This is a genomic window from Myroides sp. (genome assembly GCF_032073645.1).
Classification (GTDB): domain Bacteria; phylum Bacteroidota; class Bacteroidia; order Flavobacteriales; family Flavobacteriaceae; genus Flavobacterium; species Flavobacterium odoratimimum.
The window spans coordinates 25,188-42,061 of the sequence record NZ_DAMANB010000026.1 but is presented as its reverse complement, the minus strand read 5'-3'; the positions used below and the strand labels follow the sequence as shown (position 1 = coordinate 42,061).

Annotated in this window: 18 protein-coding genes and 3 tRNA genes; 10 read left to right on the top strand and 11 right to left on the bottom strand. The window is 33.7% G+C overall.

The features are described from left to right. Positions 1-289: 289 nt before the first annotated feature. Positions 290-1,021, bottom strand: coding sequence for a biotin--[acetyl-CoA-carboxylase] ligase (locus RT228_RS15875; protein WP_006258756.1), 732 nt, complete (start codon positions 1,019-1,021; stop codon positions 290-292). Between the two features lie 99 nt (positions 1,022-1,120). Between RT228_RS15875 and rsfS the strand changes: the two genes are divergently transcribed. The 7 genes from rsfS (at position 1,121) to RT228_RS15840 (ending at position 6,722) form a co-directional block, all read left to right on the top strand. Continuing rightward, positions 1,121-1,492, top strand: a complete 372-nt coding sequence (rsfS, locus tag RT228_RS15870) for a ribosome silencing factor (protein ID WP_006258757.1) — start codon at positions 1,121-1,123, stop codon at positions 1,490-1,492. 18 nt (positions 1,493-1,510) lie between these two features. Beyond that, positions 1,511-3,475, top strand: coding sequence for an ATP-dependent zinc metalloprotease FtsH (gene ftsH / locus RT228_RS15865; RefSeq protein WP_006258758.1), 1,965 nt, complete (start codon positions 1,511-1,513; stop codon positions 3,473-3,475). Between the two features lie 114 nt (positions 3,476-3,589). Beyond that, complete coding sequence (locus RT228_RS15860; protein ID WP_006258759.1) at positions 3,590-4,201, top strand: LUD domain-containing protein; 612 nt, start codon at positions 3,590-3,592, stop codon at positions 4,199-4,201. Between the two features lies 1 nt (position 4,202). After that, positions 4,203-5,003: a phosphatidate cytidylyltransferase gene (locus RT228_RS15855; RefSeq protein ID WP_006258760.1), complete on the top strand. Its 801-nt coding sequence runs from the start codon at positions 4,203-4,205 to the stop codon at positions 5,001-5,003. Between the two features lie 2 nt (positions 5,004-5,005). Beyond that, the gene (locus RT228_RS15850) at positions 5,006-5,659 is read left to right on the top strand and encodes a phosphatidylserine decarboxylase family protein (RefSeq protein WP_006258761.1); all 654 of its coding nucleotides are present in this window, start codon (positions 5,006-5,008) and stop codon (positions 5,657-5,659) included. 3 nt (positions 5,660-5,662) lie between these two features. Beyond that, positions 5,663-5,935: an acyl-CoA-binding protein gene (locus tag RT228_RS15845; protein WP_006258762.1), complete on the top strand. Its 273-nt coding sequence runs from the start codon at positions 5,663-5,665 to the stop codon at positions 5,933-5,935. After that, on the top strand, positions 5,922-6,722 hold the full coding sequence (locus RT228_RS15840) for a superoxide dismutase (RefSeq protein WP_006261858.1): 801 nt from the start codon (positions 5,922-5,924) through the stop codon (positions 6,720-6,722). The genes RT228_RS15845 and RT228_RS15840 overlap by 14 nt, the downstream gene beginning before the upstream one ends. Positions 6,723-6,784: 62 nt before the next feature. Here the strand turns inward: RT228_RS15840 and dnaB are convergent, their stop codons facing one another. The 7 genes from dnaB to RT228_RS15805 form a co-directional block, all read right to left on the bottom strand. Continuing rightward, positions 6,785-8,362: a replicative DNA helicase gene (gene dnaB / locus RT228_RS15835; protein ID WP_006258765.1), complete on the bottom strand. Its 1,578-nt coding sequence runs from the start codon at positions 8,360-8,362 to the stop codon at positions 6,785-6,787. Positions 8,363-8,497: 135 nt separating this feature from the next. Continuing rightward, positions 8,498-9,451 carry an acetyl-CoA carboxylase carboxyltransferase subunit alpha gene (locus RT228_RS15830; protein WP_313138766.1) on the bottom strand — a complete coding sequence of 318 codons (954 nt, stop codon included), beginning with the start codon at positions 9,449-9,451 and terminating at the stop codon, positions 8,498-8,500. Positions 9,452-9,514: 63 nt separating this feature from the next. Next, the gene (locus tag RT228_RS15825) at positions 9,515-10,408 is read right to left on the bottom strand and encodes a DMT family transporter (protein ID WP_286432885.1); all 894 of its coding nucleotides are present in this window, start codon (positions 10,406-10,408) and stop codon (positions 9,515-9,517) included. Then, on the bottom strand, positions 10,395-11,468 hold the full coding sequence (locus RT228_RS15820; protein WP_006258768.1) for an LptF/LptG family permease: 1,074 nt from the start codon (positions 11,466-11,468) through the stop codon (positions 10,395-10,397). The genes RT228_RS15825 and RT228_RS15820 overlap by 14 nt, the downstream gene beginning before the upstream one ends. Positions 11,469-11,506: 38 nt before the next feature. Beyond that, positions 11,507-12,637, bottom strand: coding sequence for a tRNA guanosine(34) transglycosylase Tgt (gene tgt / locus RT228_RS15815; RefSeq protein ID WP_006258769.1), 1,131 nt, complete (start codon positions 12,635-12,637; stop codon positions 11,507-11,509). 90 nt (positions 12,638-12,727) lie between these two features. Further along, on the bottom strand, positions 12,728-13,741 hold the full coding sequence (locus RT228_RS15810; RefSeq protein WP_286435461.1) for an iron ABC transporter permease: 1,014 nt from the start codon (positions 13,739-13,741) through the stop codon (positions 12,728-12,730). Between the two features lie 2 nt (positions 13,742-13,743). Then, positions 13,744-14,886, bottom strand: coding sequence for an ABC transporter substrate-binding protein (locus RT228_RS15805; protein WP_286435462.1), 1,143 nt, complete (start codon positions 14,884-14,886; stop codon positions 13,744-13,746). A 168-nt stretch (positions 14,887-15,054) separates the two neighbouring features. On the opposite strand from RT228_RS15805, the gene RT228_RS15800 reads away from it, so the two are divergent. Then, entirely contained in the window at positions 15,055-15,285 is a 231-nt protein-coding gene (locus tag RT228_RS15800) for a hypothetical protein (RefSeq protein ID WP_006258772.1), read from the top strand. Positions 15,286-15,287: 2 nt separating this feature from the next. Continuing rightward, the gene (locus tag RT228_RS15795) at positions 15,288-15,806 is read left to right on the top strand and encodes a DUF4252 domain-containing protein (protein ID WP_006265942.1); all 519 of its coding nucleotides are present in this window, start codon (positions 15,288-15,290) and stop codon (positions 15,804-15,806) included. Between the two features lie 52 nt (positions 15,807-15,858). Here the strand turns inward: RT228_RS15795 and RT228_RS15790 are convergent. Further along, positions 15,859-15,931, bottom strand: a tRNA-Lys gene (locus RT228_RS15790). Between the two features lie 464 nt (positions 15,932-16,395). Between RT228_RS15790 and RT228_RS15785 the strand changes: the two genes are divergently transcribed. Next, the gene (locus RT228_RS15785) at positions 16,396-16,554 is read left to right on the top strand and encodes a hypothetical protein (protein WP_006258775.1); all 159 of its coding nucleotides are present in this window, start codon (positions 16,396-16,398) and stop codon (positions 16,552-16,554) included. A 73-nt stretch (positions 16,555-16,627) separates the two neighbouring features. Here the strand turns inward: RT228_RS15785 and RT228_RS15780 are convergent. Together RT228_RS15780 and RT228_RS15775 are read right to left on the bottom strand one after the other, a co-directional pair. Then, positions 16,628-16,709 (bottom strand) — tRNA-Leu (locus RT228_RS15780). 91 nt (positions 16,710-16,800) lie between these two features. Further along, a tRNA-Lys gene (locus RT228_RS15775) sits at positions 16,801-16,873 on the bottom strand. Position 16,874: the final 1 nt, after the last annotated feature.

Sequence of the window (16,874 nt, the reverse complement as noted above, 5' to 3'; positions counted from 1 at the left end):
AATGAGTCCGTAGTGAGTCCGTTATGAGTCCGTTATGAGTCCGTAGTGAGTCCGTAGTGAGTCCGTTAAAACATCTAATATAACGGAGTCAACACAGACAGACCATACTATGATTAAGTACGCATCACTTACAAGTATAAAACAAGATATAAAGAAAAGAGAAAGAAGACACACTAAACACAACACTACAGCATAACTATATCATACTACTTTATCACAATAAGTGATAAGATACTAAATCTACTGGCAGTACAGCCCTTAAGAAGGGCTCTTCCTTCCTGAGCAGTTATCAGTATAATAACTTCACTTGTTTAATATCAAATAGCGCTACACTATCATCTTCTTTTTTCACACTGAGTAGTCCATTCTTAGTCACCCCTAGTATAATTCCCATAAAACGAATACCACTAGGCAGTTCAAAAACACTAGGAACATTAATACGGTATAGACTACGATGATATTCTTCCCATATAAATGTGCTACCAGAAGCTAGATACTTCTGACAGTATACTGTCAGCGACTCTAGTATGCTATGCATAAGTTCATCCTTATTTACTTTATCACCACATAATTTGAATAATGACGTGGCTTGTGGTAAATGATCGAAGTTTTCTTGGTTAGCATTTATACCTATACCTACTATTGACAAGGTTTCTCCGGAAGCTTTGATAATATTTTCGATCAAAATGCCACCTATTTTCTTATTATATGACAATATGTCGTTTGGCCACTTTATACTAAATGGCAGATTGTATAACTTTTTAAGACTAGAATATACACTTAAAGCAACTAGAATATTTAGATCAAAAACGTGCTCAGGGGTCTCTAACAATTCTTTCACTAACACACTAAACGTTAAGCTACTACCTACTTCCCCCTTCCATACACTTCCTCTCTGACCTTTGCCCTGAAACTGGTTTTCAGTAACGACAACAGTAAAGTTTTCTAGATTCGAATGCGTTAATATTTCCTTCAAATAAGTATTCGTTGACCCTATGGCATCGAGTTTGATAATATTCATGTAAAATAATTATAGACTAATCTGATCGATTTCATTATATTTGAATCCAAAATTAGCAAACATTACATTTAAACTAGAATAAAATAAGACAAAAAATAAATGGCAGACAAAAATATTAATAACGACGAATTGATTGCAAACATTGTAAAAGGGATAGAATCAGTTAAAGGTGAGAACATTACAATAATCGATTTAAGAGAAATAGACAACACTCCTTGCGATTACTTTATCATAGCTGATGGTAACTCTAACACTCAAGTTAATGCCATTTCAGGTTCTGTACAAAAATTAGTCTCTAAAGAATTACGTGATAAACCTTGGCACGTAGAAGGTGAAGATAATGCAGAATGGATTTTAATGGACTACGTAAACGTTGTTGTACACGTGTTTCAAAAACACATCCGTGAATTCTACAACATTGAAAGCTTATGGGGAGACGCTAAAATCACGACTATTGACAGCCAGTATTAACCACTAAACCAAAATTTCATGTCGGAAAATATGAAACCTAACCAAAATAAATCAAGATTTAATCCATGGGTATTATATGGTAGTATCTTGGTAATTATATTGGTGATAAATTTCCTTACTAATGGAAGCAGCTTTGGAAACTCAAGACAACTGGGACTTTCTAAGCTATATGAATATGTAGATAAAGGATATGTTGAAAGAATTGACTTTAGCCGTTCTGTTGCTAAAGTATATTTAACACCAGAAGCTCAAAAGAGCAAAGAATTTGAAGATTTAAACAAAAATAATATTCTTGGAAGAGAAAACGCAGGACCTCAATTCTTAACTGATATTGGAGATTCTAAATTGTTTCAAGAAAAACTAGACAAAGCTACTACTGAAGGAAAGATTAAAGAATATAAATCTGAACCAGAAAGCAACTGGGGAGATATCTTAATCAGCTTCTTACCTATCATCATCATCATCGGATTCTGGTTATTCATGATGAGAAGAATGACTGGTGGCGGAGGAGCTGGTGGTGGAGGTCAAATCTTCTCTATCGGTAAATCTAAAGCAAAGTTATTTGACGAGAAAAACGACATTAAAGTTAGCTTTAAAGATGTAGCTGGATTAGAGGGTGCGAAAGAAGAAATCGTTGAAATCGTTGAATTCTTAAAGAACCCTGAAAAATATACTTCTATCGGAGGTAAGATACCTAAAGGAGCACTATTAGTAGGGCCTCCAGGTACAGGTAAGACTTTATTAGCTAAGGCTGTTGCTGGTGAGGCTCAAGTTCCTTTCTTCTCTCTTTCGGGATCTGATTTCGTAGAGATGTTCGTAGGAGTAGGTGCTTCTCGTGTAAGAGACTTATTTAAACAAGCGAAAGAGAAATCTCCTGCAATTATCTTTATTGATGAGATTGATGCTGTAGGACGTGCTCGTGGTAAGAGTAACTTCTCTGGTTCTAACGACGAAAGAGAAAACACTTTAAACCAATTACTAACAGAGATGGATGGTTTTGGTTCTAATACTAACGTGATTGTATTAGCCGCTACTAACCGTGCTGAGATATTAGATAAAGCATTACTAAGAGCTGGACGTTTTGACAGACAGATCTATGTAGACTTACCAGACGTTAAAGAACGTGAGGCTATCTTTAAGGTACACTTACGCAACATTAAGAAAGTAGATAACCTAGATATCGACTTCTTATCTAAGCAAACACCTGGTTTCTCTGGTGCTGATATCGCTAACGTATGTAACGAGGCTGCATTAACAGCTGCTCGTAAAGATAAAAAAGAGGTGGATATGCAAGACTTCTTAGACGCTGTAGATAGAATCATCGGTGGTCTAGAGAAGAAAAATAAAATCATCTCTCCTGAAGAGAAATATGCTATCGCTATACATGAGGCAGGTCACGCTACAGTAAGCTGGATGTGTGAGCACGCTTCTCCACTAGTGAAAGTAACTATCGTTCCTAGAGGACAGAGTTTAGGAGCTGCATGGTACTTACCTACAGAAAGACAAATCGTGAGAACAGAACAAATGTTAGACGAGATGTGTGCTACTATGGGTGGACGTGCTGCTGAGAAGATAATCTTCGACAAAATATCTACTGGTGCATTAAGCGATCTAGAGAAAGTAACTAAACAAGCTAAGGCTATGGTTACTATTTACGGTCTAAACGAAAAACTAGGTAATATTACTTATTATGATTCGTCTGGACAAAGTGAATACAGTTTCGCTAAACCGTACTCAGAAGAAACTGCTCGTGTAATAGACCAAGAGATATCTTCTCTGATAGAAGGTCAATACGCAAGAGCTATTTCTATCTTGTCAGAGAACAAAGAAAAACTAGTACAACTAGCAGATTTACTTTGTGAAAAAGAAGTAATTTTCAAACAAGATTTAGAGAACATCTTCGGTCCTAGACCCTTTGATAAAGAAGGAGCAGTAGAACTTAATCTAACTACTGAAACAAAAACTGAAGATAACATAGAATAATAGAGGTTCAAGCTCTATAAACATTAAAAATCTTAACCTAAAGGCAACTTTAAGTTAAGATTTTTTTTATCTTTGAATACTTAATCAATTTATTTCATCGGAGTTTATTTTAATATGAGTTTTTTCAAGAAGTTATTAAAAGTATTTCAACCTTCTGACCCAGTAGAGGAAAGCCCTGCTGTGCATAAAAGTCAATACTTACCTGAAGAAAAACTTCCTGTGGATGAACTTTTTACTTTAAACTTTAAAGAGAATGGCGGCAAGTTTCTATACTGTGAAACGCTAGATGAACTAAATGAATCTTTTATCAATATTCTCGTAGAGAATGATTGGTTTGAAACTGAAGCACAAACGTATGAAAGTCCTCTGTACTCAATGTTACAAGAGAACAATATAAAATATGGCGAAGTAAAGAACCCAACTTTCTTTTTCTCTGGGTGCGAAAACTTAATAGCCGAAGACGGTTCTATTCTATTTTGTGATAAACAAATCAAGAATAACAAAGCACACGATTTACCTGATAATATTGTAGTCCTAGCTAAGACTAGTCAAATGACAAGAACAAAAAGTGATGGCTTAAGAGAAATCAAGAGAAAATATGGTAGTGCACTACCTAGTAACATTACAACATTTAATTGCTTTAAACAATCTACCAATGAAAGCGATTTTTTAAGTTATGGTAGAACTCCCAAGAATTTGTATTTATTACTTTTAGAAGATCTATAATATGTCAGAAACAGTTACTCGAGCAATATCAGGCGTTGTATACATTGCGCTTTTGATTGGAGCAACGTTGTACTCACCTACTAGCTTTGAAATTCTTTTCGGAGCATTTATGTTCATTGCATCATACGAATTTGCAAAACTAATCAAGCTACCAAAATCATTAGCCATGATTATCTCTCTTATGGCTTCTGCATGTCTTGCGTGGTATAGAGATATATTACCTATTAACGCGATAGCTATATTCGCAGCAGTAGTACTTCTTGCATTATTAGCAGAACTATTCACTACAAAAAAACCTAATCGATCATTTCCTATCAAAATGATTATATTCTTAGGTTATGTAATATCATCATTTGTGACACTTCAGTACTTACCGTTTGTTAATGATGGTAATCAGCCTGTATATGTTCCTCAAATCATTATTGGTATTTTAATAATGATCTGGACTAATGATACTTTTGCTTATATCACAGGAAAGAAATTTGGTAAAAATAAATTATTCGAAAGAATATCACCTAAGAAAACAATAGAAGGTTTTTTAGGGGGAATGTTGTTTACAATTATTGCAGGAACAATCTTAAGTCAATATTTCGACTTTTTTAATATTGTAATTTGGATAAGTAGTGCTATTTTTGTCAGCATTTTTGGAACGATCGGGGATTTAGTAGAATCTCATTTCAAAAGAGAGGCTGGTGTAAAAGACAGCGGTGCTATCATGCCAGGGCATGGTGGGATCTTAGATCGACTAGACAGTGTTATATTTGTAGCACCATTTTTGTATTTAATATATCAAATTTTATAACTATGTTTCACAAAGAAGGAACTAAAATCATTTTCTTTTCATTAGTAATAGCTGCTGTATTAGTAGTTTTAGCTGATGTACTATGTGCTAGTATTCCATGGCTAAGAGTAGTCCTGCAATCAATAGTATTAATCTTTTTAATTCTAATATTACAATTCTTTAGAAACCCTGACAGAACTGTTACGGCTGATGATAATAAAATCTTAGCTCCCGTAGACGGTAAAGTTGTTGTTATAGAAGAAGTTTACGAACCAGAATACTTTAAAGAAAAAAGATTAATGGTATCTGTGTTCATGTCCCCTATCAATGTACACGTAACACGTTATGCTTTAAGCGGACTTATCAAATACAGCCAATACCACGCTGGTAAATACTTAGTAGCTTGGCATCCAAAAGCTAGTGAAGAGAACGAGCGTACTACTGTAGTAGTAGAAAATCCTGTTTTCGGAGAAGTAATGTACAGACAAATCGCTGGAGCATTAGCTAAACGTATTGTTAACTATGCTAAACCAGGTATGCAAGTAGTACAAGGTACTGATGCTGGATTTATTAAATTCGGTTCAAGAGTAGACTTATATTTACCATTAGGCACAAAAGTTGATGTGGTATTAAATCAAAAAGCAATTGGTAATAAAACTGTTATTGCGCACAAATAAATAATGAGCAATTTAGATTTAGATTTTACAGAAGCATACGAGCGAATTTCAAGAGAGGCTAAGAACCTTCCTCCTGATGTAATGTTGCGCATCTATGCTTTTTACAAACAAGCTACAAATGGATTAAGCCACCAAGATTTCGAAGATATGTCTAGTGATCTTAAACGTGCTTTTAAATTTAATGCTTGGACACAAGTAAGTCATTTAACAATAGAAGAAGCTAAATTAGAATACATTAAGTTAGCGAAAGAAATATTAGATAATGAAAAAGCTTAAGGTAACATTAATCACTGTAATCACTCTGAACTTTGTTCTACTTACTTCTTGTAATAACAAGGAAGAACTAACAGAAGTACAGATACCAGAAAGGGAATCTTTTATCACTAAAAATTCTAACTTTCCGGATCCTAATACTATCAAAACTAAACAAGGACCATTCGAAATGCAAGGTATTGGTCATGGTTTTGGTGATTATGTTGATATATTAAAACCTGAAAGCGTTTATATACATTACGACAAATACCATCTAAGCTATACTAATAAATTAAACACCTCTGTACATGGTACTCCATTTGAAAGAGATAGTATATCTGGCTTAGTGGCTAAAATTGATAATAATTACCCTAAACTAAAGAATTTCTCAGGAGCATATTACAATCATAATATCTACTGGCGTTCTATTTCTCCATTAGAAGAAAAAACTCCTAATGAGAGCCTTAAAAATGCTATAACAGAATCCTTTGGTTCTATGGCAGAGTTTAAGAAAGAGTTTATAGCACAAGGAAATGCTTTAATTGGTTCAGGTTGGTTATGGTTAGTTCAGGTAAATGGAACACTACAAGTCATTACAACAGCGAATAATGACTCTCCTATGATGCCTGAAGTAGCTAAAGGAAGTCCTCTTCTGGGAATAGACTTATGGGAACATGCCTATTACCCTACTTACGAAGAAGACATTACAGCCTATTTAGAAATGTGTTTTAAACATTTGAATTGGGATTATGCTAACAAACTTTATAGACCTAAAGTTATTACTACAACTCCTATTACACAAGTTCAATAATAAGATATCATCTATACAAAAAAACGCCTACTTTATAAAGTAGGCGTTTTTTGTATATTTAATTAAAAAGGAACATCATCATCATTCTGATAGCCCCCTTGGTAACTACCTTGACTAGGAGCTGAACCAAATACAGAATCACCAGATGGTAAATTCCCTACAAAGTTCTGTCTATAATCTCCTCCCTCTTGATTATTCATTGCAGATGAGAATGTATTACCAAATCCAATCATATCATCATCTAAATTATCAAACTTACCGAACTGCCCTAAGAACTTAAGACGAATATTATCTAATCCACCATTTCTGTGTTTCGCTACGATAAATTCTGCTTGTCCTGCAGTTGGACTTCTTTCCTCATCATCCCATTCTTCAATTTTATAGTACTCTGGACGATAAATAAACGATACAATATCCGCATCCTGCTCAATCGCTCCAGACTCCCTTAAATCGGATAATAAAGGCCTTTTAGAAGCACCTCGTGTCTCTACCGCACGAGATAACTGAGATAAGGCAATAACAGGCACGTCTAATTCTTTTGCCAATGCCTTAAGCGTTCTTGAGATAGTTGAAATCTCTTGCTCACGGTTCCCTCCCCCTTTAGAGTTCCCACCAGCTGTCATTAACTGTAAATAATCGATAATAATCAATTTAATTCCGTGCTGAGAAGCTAAACGACGAGCTTTAGCTCTTAAGTCAAAAATAGATAAAGACGGAGTATCATCTATATACAATGGTGCACGCTCTAAGTCTTTTACTTTTACGTTTAATTGTTCCCACTCATGTGTTTCTAATTTTCCTGTACGCAGTTTTTCTGATGAAAGTCCTGTCTCCGAAGAAATAAGACGTGTAATCAACTGTACAGAAGACATCTCTAATGAGAAAACCGCAACACCAGCACCTGTCTCAATAGCAATATTTCTAGCCATAGATAATACAAAGGCTGTCTTCCCCATACCAGGACGAGCTGCTATAATAATCAAGTCACTTGGTTGCCATCCAGACGTAAGCTCATCTAACTTATGGAAACCTGTTGCTAATCCACTTAGTCCTTCTTTAGTACTGATTTCCTCAATTCTTTTCTTTGCTTGCGCAACTAAAGACTGAGCTGTCTCCGAACTTTTCTTTATATTTCCTTGTGTAACTTCATATAATCTAGATTCAGCTTTATCTAATAAGTCAAATACATCACTTGTCTCATCATAAGCATCTTCAATTATCTCATTCGAAATACGTATCAAACTACGTTGAATGAATTTCTGTAAAATAATGCGTGAATGGAATTCAATATGCGCAGAAGAAGTAATCTTTTGTGTAAGACTAACCAGGTAATAATCACCACCAACTTGATCTAATTTACCATTCTTACGCAATTGCGTAGATACAGTTAATAAATCTATAGGTTGATTACTTACGAATAATTGATCGATTGCTTCAAATATATGTTTGTGAGCATCTTTATAGAAAGCATCAGGTTGTAATATATCAATAACCTCATCAATACCTTTCTTATCAATCATCATGGCTCCCAATACAGCCTCTTCTAAGTCAATAGCCTGTGGTGGAAGTTTTCCTTTCTCTAAAGACACAACTTCTCTAGAAAAAGATTGCTTTGGTCTAAATTCTTTTGCTTGTTCCATAATGCGAAATTAATCCTTTTTGACGATAACTCAATCCTTATTTATACAATTAGCTTGTTAATAAGATAACTAATAATTAGTGAAAAAAAAATCCGAGATAGACTCTCGGATTTTAGTATTTCTATATATTCAGAACTAGTCTTTATACTCACCCATTTCGAAGTATTTCTCCATGCGTTTTTCTATTAACTTATCTGTTGATAACTTAGCTAAGCTACTATATGTATCTACGATATATTTCTTAACAGTAGCGAAAGTTTCTTCTCTATTAGTATGTGCTCCTCCAAGTGGTTCTGGAATAATATCATCTACTAATTTGTTTTTCTTCATATCATAAGAAGTCAACTTTAAAGCATCTGCTGCTCTTTCTTTATACTCCCAAGTTCTCCATAAAATAGAAGAACATGATTCTGGTGAAATTACAGAATACCAAGTATTCTCTAACATCGTTACTTTATCACCAACACCAATACCTAAGGCACCTCCCGAAGCTCCTTCACCTACGATAATACAGATGATAGGCACTTTAATACGGAACATTTCATAGATATTACGAGCGATAGCTTCACCTTGTCCTCTTTCTTCTGCTTCTAAACCAGGATAAGCACCCGGAGTGTCAATTAAAGTAACAATAGGAATATTAAACTTCTCTGCCATTTGCATTAAACGCAAAGCTTTTCTATATCCTTCTGGATTAGCCATACCGAAGTTTCTATACTGTCTAGTCTTAGTATTATATCCTTTTTGTTGACCAACGAACATAAAACTTTGATCACCAATCTTACCAAGACCACCTACCATTGCTTTGTCGTCTTTTACATTTCTATCACCAAAAAGCTCTAGGAAAGTATCTCCACATAAAGCCTTGATATAATCTAATGTATAAGGTCTATTAGGATGTCTAGACAATTGAACTCTCTGCCAAGCAGTCAAGTTTTTGTATATATTCTTCTTAGTTTCTTCTAATTTCTTCTCAATTTGCTTACAAGTTGCTGACACATCAACATCAGATTCTTCACCGATCAAAGCACATTTATTCAGCTGTTCTTCAAGCTCTTTAATTGGAAGTTCAAAATCTAAATATTCCATTTATGATTAAGTTTTAGTTTCAATTACGAATGACAAAGATAAAACAATACTCGGATAGATAAGCTATCTAGTACTAAGTTTTCTCTTTTTTCTATTTTTAACAATACCATTTAGTACCACTGTACTCAAAATCAACAAGGCTCCTATATAAAACTCTAGGGTCATTTTCTCACTGTCTTTAAAGATAGCCACAGCTAATAAAATACCATACACTGGCTCTAGGTTAATAGTCAGCATCACTGTAAAAGGCGTTAAATAGCGCATAATATACACAGAGCCTAAAAAAGCAAATGCAGTACATACTGTACCTAAAAGTAAAAGCCACATCCAATCATTTAGACTAACCTCAAAGAATTCTATAGTAAAACCTCCTGTAATCAATAATACTAAGGAAAGGACTATAAGCCCTCCTAACATTTCATAAAATGTAATAACAGGAGCAGCAGTATGCACGATTAGTTTACTATTAATGATAGAAAACAAAGCTGATAAACAAGCTGCAATTAGTCCTAAGAGTATTCCTTCTATATACTCTCCACTCACACTAAAGATTAAAGTCAAAGCACATATAACTATAAAGCCAAAGAAAACTTCATAGCTTACTACCTTTCTCTTTAAAATTAGTGGTTCTAAAATGGAGGCAAAAAAGGCTCCTGTGGACAAACAAGCTAATGTAATAGATATATTAGACACCTTTATTGCTAAAAAGAAAGTTAGCCAATGGAGGGCAATAACTACACCTGCCCCTAGAAACTGTATAATTCTATGCTTAGGAGCTTTTATAGATTGTTTTGTAAATGCATAAAACACTAACAAAGTAATCACTGCTATTAAAATTCTATACCATACTAATGGCAGAGCTTCTAGAGAAATTAATTGTCCTAGAATAGCTGTAAATCCCCATATAAAAACAATTAAATGGAGATATATCTGACTTTTTATATTATCTGCGAGCATTTCGAAGTAAGAATATTGCTAGAATACCAAAAACAACATTAGGTAGCCATACCGCTACTAAAGGTGGAATACTAGACGCTTCTGCCAATGTACCAAATATCTTATCAAAGAAGACATAGATAAACGCTAAAGCAATCCCTATGGCTAAGTTCATTCCCATTCCTCCTCTTCTCTTCATAGAAGAAACAGATACCGCAATAATCGTTAGAATAAACGCTGATACAGGTACACTATATTTTTTATACAAAACGACTAAATATACATTAATATTAGAAGACCCTCTCATTTGCTCCTTTTCTATGAATCGTTTTAAAGGCCCTAATTGCATTGTTTCTGCAGCGTATACTACAGGAGTAAGATCATCTATATCGAAGTCAAGCTTCATTTCTTTCTCATCAGCTCTTTCAAAATGATCTTCAGTTTCACCTATCTCTCTATTAAAATAACTAAATAACGTATAGGTTTCTGTCTCAGGATTCCATACAATACGGTTAGCCGTCGTTTTTGAAGTCATCTTATTTCCATCGAATACTTCTAATGAAAAGTTATATCCTGTCTTACTATTGTAGTTAAAGTTACTTACATAAATAAACTCAGTAGGGCTAATTTGTCGATATACGTTCTGGCTCTCCCGTACCTCTGTACTCTTCATATACTTATAACGGAAATCATTATACCCTTGACTAGCTTTAGGTACAATAAAAACAGACATTACTAAAGCAAAAATAGAAATGAAAGTAGCCCCGATAATATAAGGTCGTAAAAAACGAGTAAAGGAAATTCCCGAACTAAGTATTGCTACAATTTCTGTATTATTAGCTAGCTTAGAAGTAAACCAGATAATAGAGATAAATAACAATATAGGAAACAACATATTAGCAAAATAGATTGTAAAGTCCAAGTAGTACATTAGTACTGCTGGCAAGGGTACCTTATTTGCTAATATCTTGTTTATTTTTTCAGAAACATCAATTATGATTCCTATAGGCACAAAAAGCAATAATAACACAAAGAACGTTACTAAGTATCTTTTGAGTATATACCAATCTAATATTTTCATATAATTACTATTTGATGCTTCTTTATATTTTGATTAAATTATAAACGGTTATCCATTTGTTTCACCATCTTATTTTTCCACTCTGTAAAAGTACCTGCTAAAATCTGACGACGAGCTTCACGTACTAACCATAAATAGAATCCTAAGTTGTGTATCGTTGCGATTTGTTTACCTAATGATTCATTAGCTGCAAACAAGTGACGTAAATAAGCTTTTGAATAAGCTGTATCTACCCATGTATATCCATTCTCATCAATAGGAGAGAAATCATCTTCCCATTTCTTATTTTTCATATTCATAGATCCATGAGCTGTGAATAACATACCATTACGAGCATTACGTGTAGGCATTACACAGTCAAACATATCTACTCCTAAAGCAATATTCTCTAGAATATTAATAGGAGTACCTACTCCCATTAAATAACGAGGTTTGTCCTTTGGTAAAATATTAGTTACTAATTCTGTCATTGCATACATTTCTTCTGCTGGCTCACCTACTGATAACCCTCCAATGGCATTACCATCAGCACCTATATTAGCAATATACTCTGCAGACTGTTCACGTAAATCCTTAAAAGTACTTCCTTGTACAATAGGGAATAACGTTTGAGAATACCCATACATCTCTGGTACTTTAGTTAAATGATCTACACATCTATCTAACCATCTATGTGTACGATGCATAGATCTCTTAGCATATCTATAATCACATGGATAAGGAGTACACTCATCAAAAGCCATAATAATATCAGCCCCGATAGTACGTTGAATCTCCATTACGCTCTCTGGTGAAAAGAAATGATAAGAACCATCAATATGAGACTTAAACTTCACCCCTTCTTCTTTAATCTTTCTATTAGATGATAAAGAATATACCTGAAATCCTCCACTATCTGTTAAGATATTACGATCCCAGTTCATAAACTTGTGTAACCCTCCTGCCTGTTTAAGAATCTCCATTTTAGGTCTTAAATAAAGGTGATAAGTATTACCTAAAATAATGTCAGGATTAATCTCTTCTGATAATTCACGTTGATGAACTCCTTTAACAGAAGCTACAGTACCAACTGGCATAAAAATAGGTGTCTCAATAACACCGTGATCAAGCGTAATCTTCCCAGCACGTGCACGAGAATTTACGTCTGTATGTAATAAATCGAACTTCATAATTATTATTTACAACTCGCAAAGATAAAGCAAAACTATGGATGCTTTTAATTTTTAATATTTTTTTCTATTCTACTCTCAAACGAACTCTTACTGAACTTTTCTTCTTAAAATAAGCCATATTACAATAGGCGCTCCGAATATAGAAGTAACAGCATTAATAGGCAACAAGAACTGCTCTCCTTTTATTTGGGTAAGCATATCACATATCAACATTAAGACTCCTCCTAATAAAGCTGTAGTAATAATCAAATAGCGATGACTACTCACTTTTAATATAAGTCTCGCTATATGAGGCACTGCTAATCCGATAAACGCAATAGGTCCTACTAATGCAGTCGATATCCCTGCTAGAAGACTAGTGACTAAAATAATCATATTACGCGCCTTCTTAACATTAATCCCCATAGAAGATGCGTAATTATCACCCAATAACATTGCGTCTAAAGCTCTAATAAGTAACATACTTCCTAATACTCCTATCCCAGCAACAATAGCAAAAAGAGTAATACTTTCCCAACTCAAGTTACCTAAACTTCCCAATGACCAAAACGCAAAACGCTTTAACTGCTCTGCAGAACTAAAATAGGTCAATATACCAACTATCGCATTAGCAAAGCTTCCAAACATTAATCCTACAATTAGAACAGTAACTGTATTTCGGACAGAATTAGAAACTAATAACACTAAAAAAAGTAAACCTAAGCTTCCTAAAATAGATACAAGAGCGATACCATAAGTAGAAGTAAAAATAGAAACAACAGTTGTTGGTAAAAAAGATACACCTAATATCAATATAGCAACACCTAAGCTCGCTCCAGAACTTATTCCTAACACATAACTTTCTGCCATAGGGTTCCGAAACAGCGTCTGCATAAGCAGCCCACTTATAGAAAGGGCTACTCCTACCAGAACAGCTACAATGGCTTTAGGCAATCTATAATTAAGAATAATATAACGCCATGTCTCCTTCACCTCTTCCTCTCCTAGTAGCACACTTATCACTTTACTAAAAGGAATATGTATACTACCCATAGATATATTGAGAACAAAAAGAATTAACAAGACTGTTATTAAACCTATGAGACCTACTTTTTTACTCATAATTACTTTAGTTGTTCAAAAAACACAGGTTGGTAATTAGGTATAGATATCTCTGGATGTAAAATATAGATCAAATCTTTTAATACTAAATCAGGACGAGTTGGTCCTAATTCATAGAATAGACTTCCTCCTGTCTCTCCTTTTCTTGGAGAGAATGAATATACATTCTTATTTTTAAAAGCATTAAATTTAGCATAGTGTGGGTTAGCATCTACTAATTGTTGAAGAGTTTCATATTGGGCTGGGTTAATCCAGAAAGATGCATCTATAGCTTTATCAAGCACTACCTCTAATGAAAGAGATAAACTCCCTGTACCTTCCGTTTCTTTCCATAGATAATCAGACTTAGCATCTTTAAAATATATAGCCATCCAGCTTTGCCCTTGAGGAGTGTACCATACATCTTGATACATAGCACCACTCATCACAGTCGGATTATTTTTAGCATCTTTCACTAAAGCTTGTGCATCCTTGTAATCTTGAACTATGTTATCAAAAAAGGTCTTAGCCTCTTTTTCTTTACCATATAAAGCACCAAATAGTTTAATCCACTCCGCTTTACCTAAAGGTGTCTGCTCCACCCAATCACCATTATATACTACAGGTATCCCGCTCTTTTCTATTAATTGTAAAGCTTGATTAGAACCATCCATAGCGAATGCTACAATAACTGAAGGATTTAAATCTAATAATAACTCTGTATTTAATTGTTCATTTTGTCCTACTTCCTTAATATGATTATCATTTATCAGTTTTCTAATTGAAGGAGACGATACATAATTTAACCCCGGAAAACCTTTCAATGACTTTTCTTCTTCTAACACTACTAATGAAGGAAGGTGTGTAGTTGAAGTAACTACTATAGACTGAACAGGTACTTTAAGACTAGGAAGTGTTCTTAACGAATCAGGAATAACCTCTTTACCTTCTTTATATAACACATATTTAAAACTTTTATCTGCACCTACCCAAGCCTGCTTTACATTTACCACCGAGTATTGATCATAAGCTTCTATAGTAAATCCTTTTGCATATTCTATTGTATTAGTATCATCAGAAGTAATTACAGTATTACTCTCTTTTTTACAAGAGACAAATACAGTCGTTACTAAGAATAGTATAGAATAAATCTTCCAGTTTTTCATAATTATCTTATTGGTTTAAATACAAAAATAGAACATTATTAAATATTAAAAATATAAATCGACTACCTCAGTAATAGATTGATCAAATACGATTTTCGAAAACTACGTAGGAATTATTCAAAAACTTATTTACATTTATATTATGTTTGTACATATAGATCAATATAAATGAAGAAAAAGACATCTATTAAAAACTTACTTTTCTTTGGAGCACTAGTATTAGGAGCTATTATGACTTTTATATACTTCCCAACCAAAAGTGACACCAAACCTACTTTAAAACAAAATGAGTATGGAACTTTTAATAATCCAGAAGTGGCTTATAAAGAATGTCAAAAATTACTAATTCAACTTTCTAATGACCTGAATAAAGGGATCCCTACTAACAAAACAAAGTAACCATGAAAAATACAGTAAAAGCAATATTTATCTTTTTATTTACCTTGAGCGCTATCAATACATTTGCTCAAGATGAATTTCAAGCATTCGAAAAGAACAAACAAGTAAATGCTGTAGTTGTAAATCAAAAGATGTTCGAAATGATGGCCAATGTAAAGGTAGAACCTACAAGCCAAGAAGAAAAAGCATATTTAAATCTAATCAAAAAATTAACTTCATTAAAGGTATTTAATACCGCTTCAGCTTCTTTAAAAGAAGAAATGAAAGCAGCAGTATCTAAGCATGTCTCTTCTGCTTCTTTAAAAGAGTTCTCTAGCAATAAAGATAATGGTGGTAATATCACGATATATATCAATCAAAATGGGTCTGCTAACAACATAAGCAACCTACTTCTTTTCAACGAAAACAGTAAAGAGAATATAGTAATGATCTTGACAGGGCAGTTCTCACTAAATGAGATATCGTCTTTAACCTCTAAAATGAATTTACCGATTGGAGATTCATTAAACAAAATAAAGTAATCAAAATATAAAGTATAAAAAAAGCAGAGATTATAATCTCTGCTTTTTTTTGTGACCCGACTGGGGCTCGAACCCAGGACCCCAACATTAAAAGTGTTGTGCTCTACCAACTGAGCTATCGAGTCATTGACAAACTGTTTGTTTCTCAATTGCTATGCAAAGGTAGACCTTTTTTTATATCTCACAAATTACAAACCAACCTTTTTTCCTAGATTTATCAAGGGATAGCCGTAAAACACAGTAAATGAATTAATAGCATTTTAAAAAAATATAAACTTTTTTATTATACTACTTTCTTGCTATTTTTAAGAATAACGATTAATCTAAATAGACTTTCTAACTATACAATTAGACACAGCTTCTAAACATTCTCCTATTTTTTGACTACAAATATCTTATTTAACTTATCACCCTCCATTTAAAAAAAGAACATATACTTTTAATATACAATTAGTTACTCTCCTAATTCACGATAAAACCTCGCTTCTACCTCATCAAATAACTCCCATATAAATTAGATGACAATTATCATTTTAAATGTTAAAAATATTCTATACTTTAGTGTTAAAATAACAAAAATAAACAGATTATGACTTTACAAAACCTACCTCTTTACAACTTCAACAACGGTACCTTCATGATTATTATCTTTGGATTAGTCTGCGTAGGTCTAGTTGTGGCTTTATTTTTACTAATGGGGCCTTCTAAGAAAAATGACGAGAATAGTGATGAGACAAATCAACAGTAAAAAAAAAAGCTACTTAACCAAATTAAGTAGCTTTTTCTTTTAAAGGCCCCCTACAGCGCTTCTATCTTATATGTGACCATGATGGGATTCGAACCCATACGTCTTGCGACACCACCCCCTCAAGATGGCGAGTCTACCAATTCCTCCACATGGCCTTAAACGAATACATTTACCAACACCTTACTAAAGGTAAAGAAAATTAATATTCAAAAACAAAAAAAGCTACTCTTATTAGAATAGCTTTTGTGACCCGACTGGGGCTCGAACCCAGGACCCCAACATTAAAAGTGTTGTGCTCTACCAACTGAGCTATCGAGTCA

Excerpts from the sequence above, each read along its gene's own strand:
- RT228_RS15875 (WP_006258756.1), bottom strand. The coding sequence starts at position 1,021 with ATGAATATTATCAAACTCGATGCCATAGGGTCAACGAATACTTATTTG.
- rsfS (WP_006258757.1), top strand. The coding sequence starts at position 1,121 with ATGGCAGACAAAAATATTAATAACGACGAATTGATTGCAAACATTGTA.
- ftsH (WP_006258758.1), top strand. The coding sequence starts at position 1,511 with ATGTCGGAAAATATGAAACCTAACCAAAATAAATCAAGATTTAATCCA.
- RT228_RS15860 (WP_006258759.1), top strand. The coding sequence starts at position 3,590 with ATGAGTTTTTTCAAGAAGTTATTAAAAGTATTTCAACCTTCTGACCCA.
- RT228_RS15855 (WP_006258760.1), top strand. The coding sequence starts at position 4,203 with ATGTCAGAAACAGTTACTCGAGCAATATCAGGCGTTGTATACATTGCG.
- RT228_RS15850 (WP_006258761.1), top strand. The coding sequence starts at position 5,006 with ATGTTTCACAAAGAAGGAACTAAAATCATTTTCTTTTCATTAGTAATA.
- RT228_RS15845 (WP_006258762.1), top strand. The coding sequence starts at position 5,663 with ATGAGCAATTTAGATTTAGATTTTACAGAAGCATACGAGCGAATTTCA.
- RT228_RS15840 (WP_006261858.1), top strand. The coding sequence starts at position 5,922 with ATGAAAAAGCTTAAGGTAACATTAATCACTGTAATCACTCTGAACTTT.
- dnaB (WP_006258765.1), bottom strand. The coding sequence starts at position 8,362 with ATGGAACAAGCAAAAGAATTTAGACCAAAGCAATCTTTTTCTAGAGAA.
- RT228_RS15830 (WP_313138766.1), bottom strand. The coding sequence starts at position 9,451 with ATGGAATATTTAGATTTTGAACTTCCAATTAAAGAGCTTGAAGAACAG.
- RT228_RS15825 (WP_286432885.1), bottom strand. The coding sequence starts at position 10,408 with ATGCTCGCAGATAATATAAAAAGTCAGATATATCTCCATTTAATTGTT.
- RT228_RS15820 (WP_006258768.1), bottom strand. The coding sequence starts at position 11,468 with ATGAAAATATTAGATTGGTATATACTCAAAAGATACTTAGTAACGTTC.
- tgt (WP_006258769.1), bottom strand. The coding sequence starts at position 12,637 with ATGAAGTTCGATTTATTACATACAGACGTAAATTCTCGTGCACGTGCT.
- RT228_RS15810 (WP_286435461.1), bottom strand. The coding sequence starts at position 13,741 with ATGAGTAAAAAAGTAGGTCTCATAGGTTTAATAACAGTCTTGTTAATT.
- RT228_RS15805 (WP_286435462.1), bottom strand. The coding sequence starts at position 14,886 with ATGAAAAACTGGAAGATTTATTCTATACTATTCTTAGTAACGACTGTA.
- RT228_RS15800 (WP_006258772.1), top strand. The coding sequence starts at position 15,055 with ATGAAGAAAAAGACATCTATTAAAAACTTACTTTTCTTTGGAGCACTA.
- RT228_RS15795 (WP_006265942.1), top strand. The coding sequence starts at position 15,288 with ATGAAAAATACAGTAAAAGCAATATTTATCTTTTTATTTACCTTGAGC.
- RT228_RS15785 (WP_006258775.1), top strand. The coding sequence starts at position 16,396 with ATGACTTTACAAAACCTACCTCTTTACAACTTCAACAACGGTACCTTC.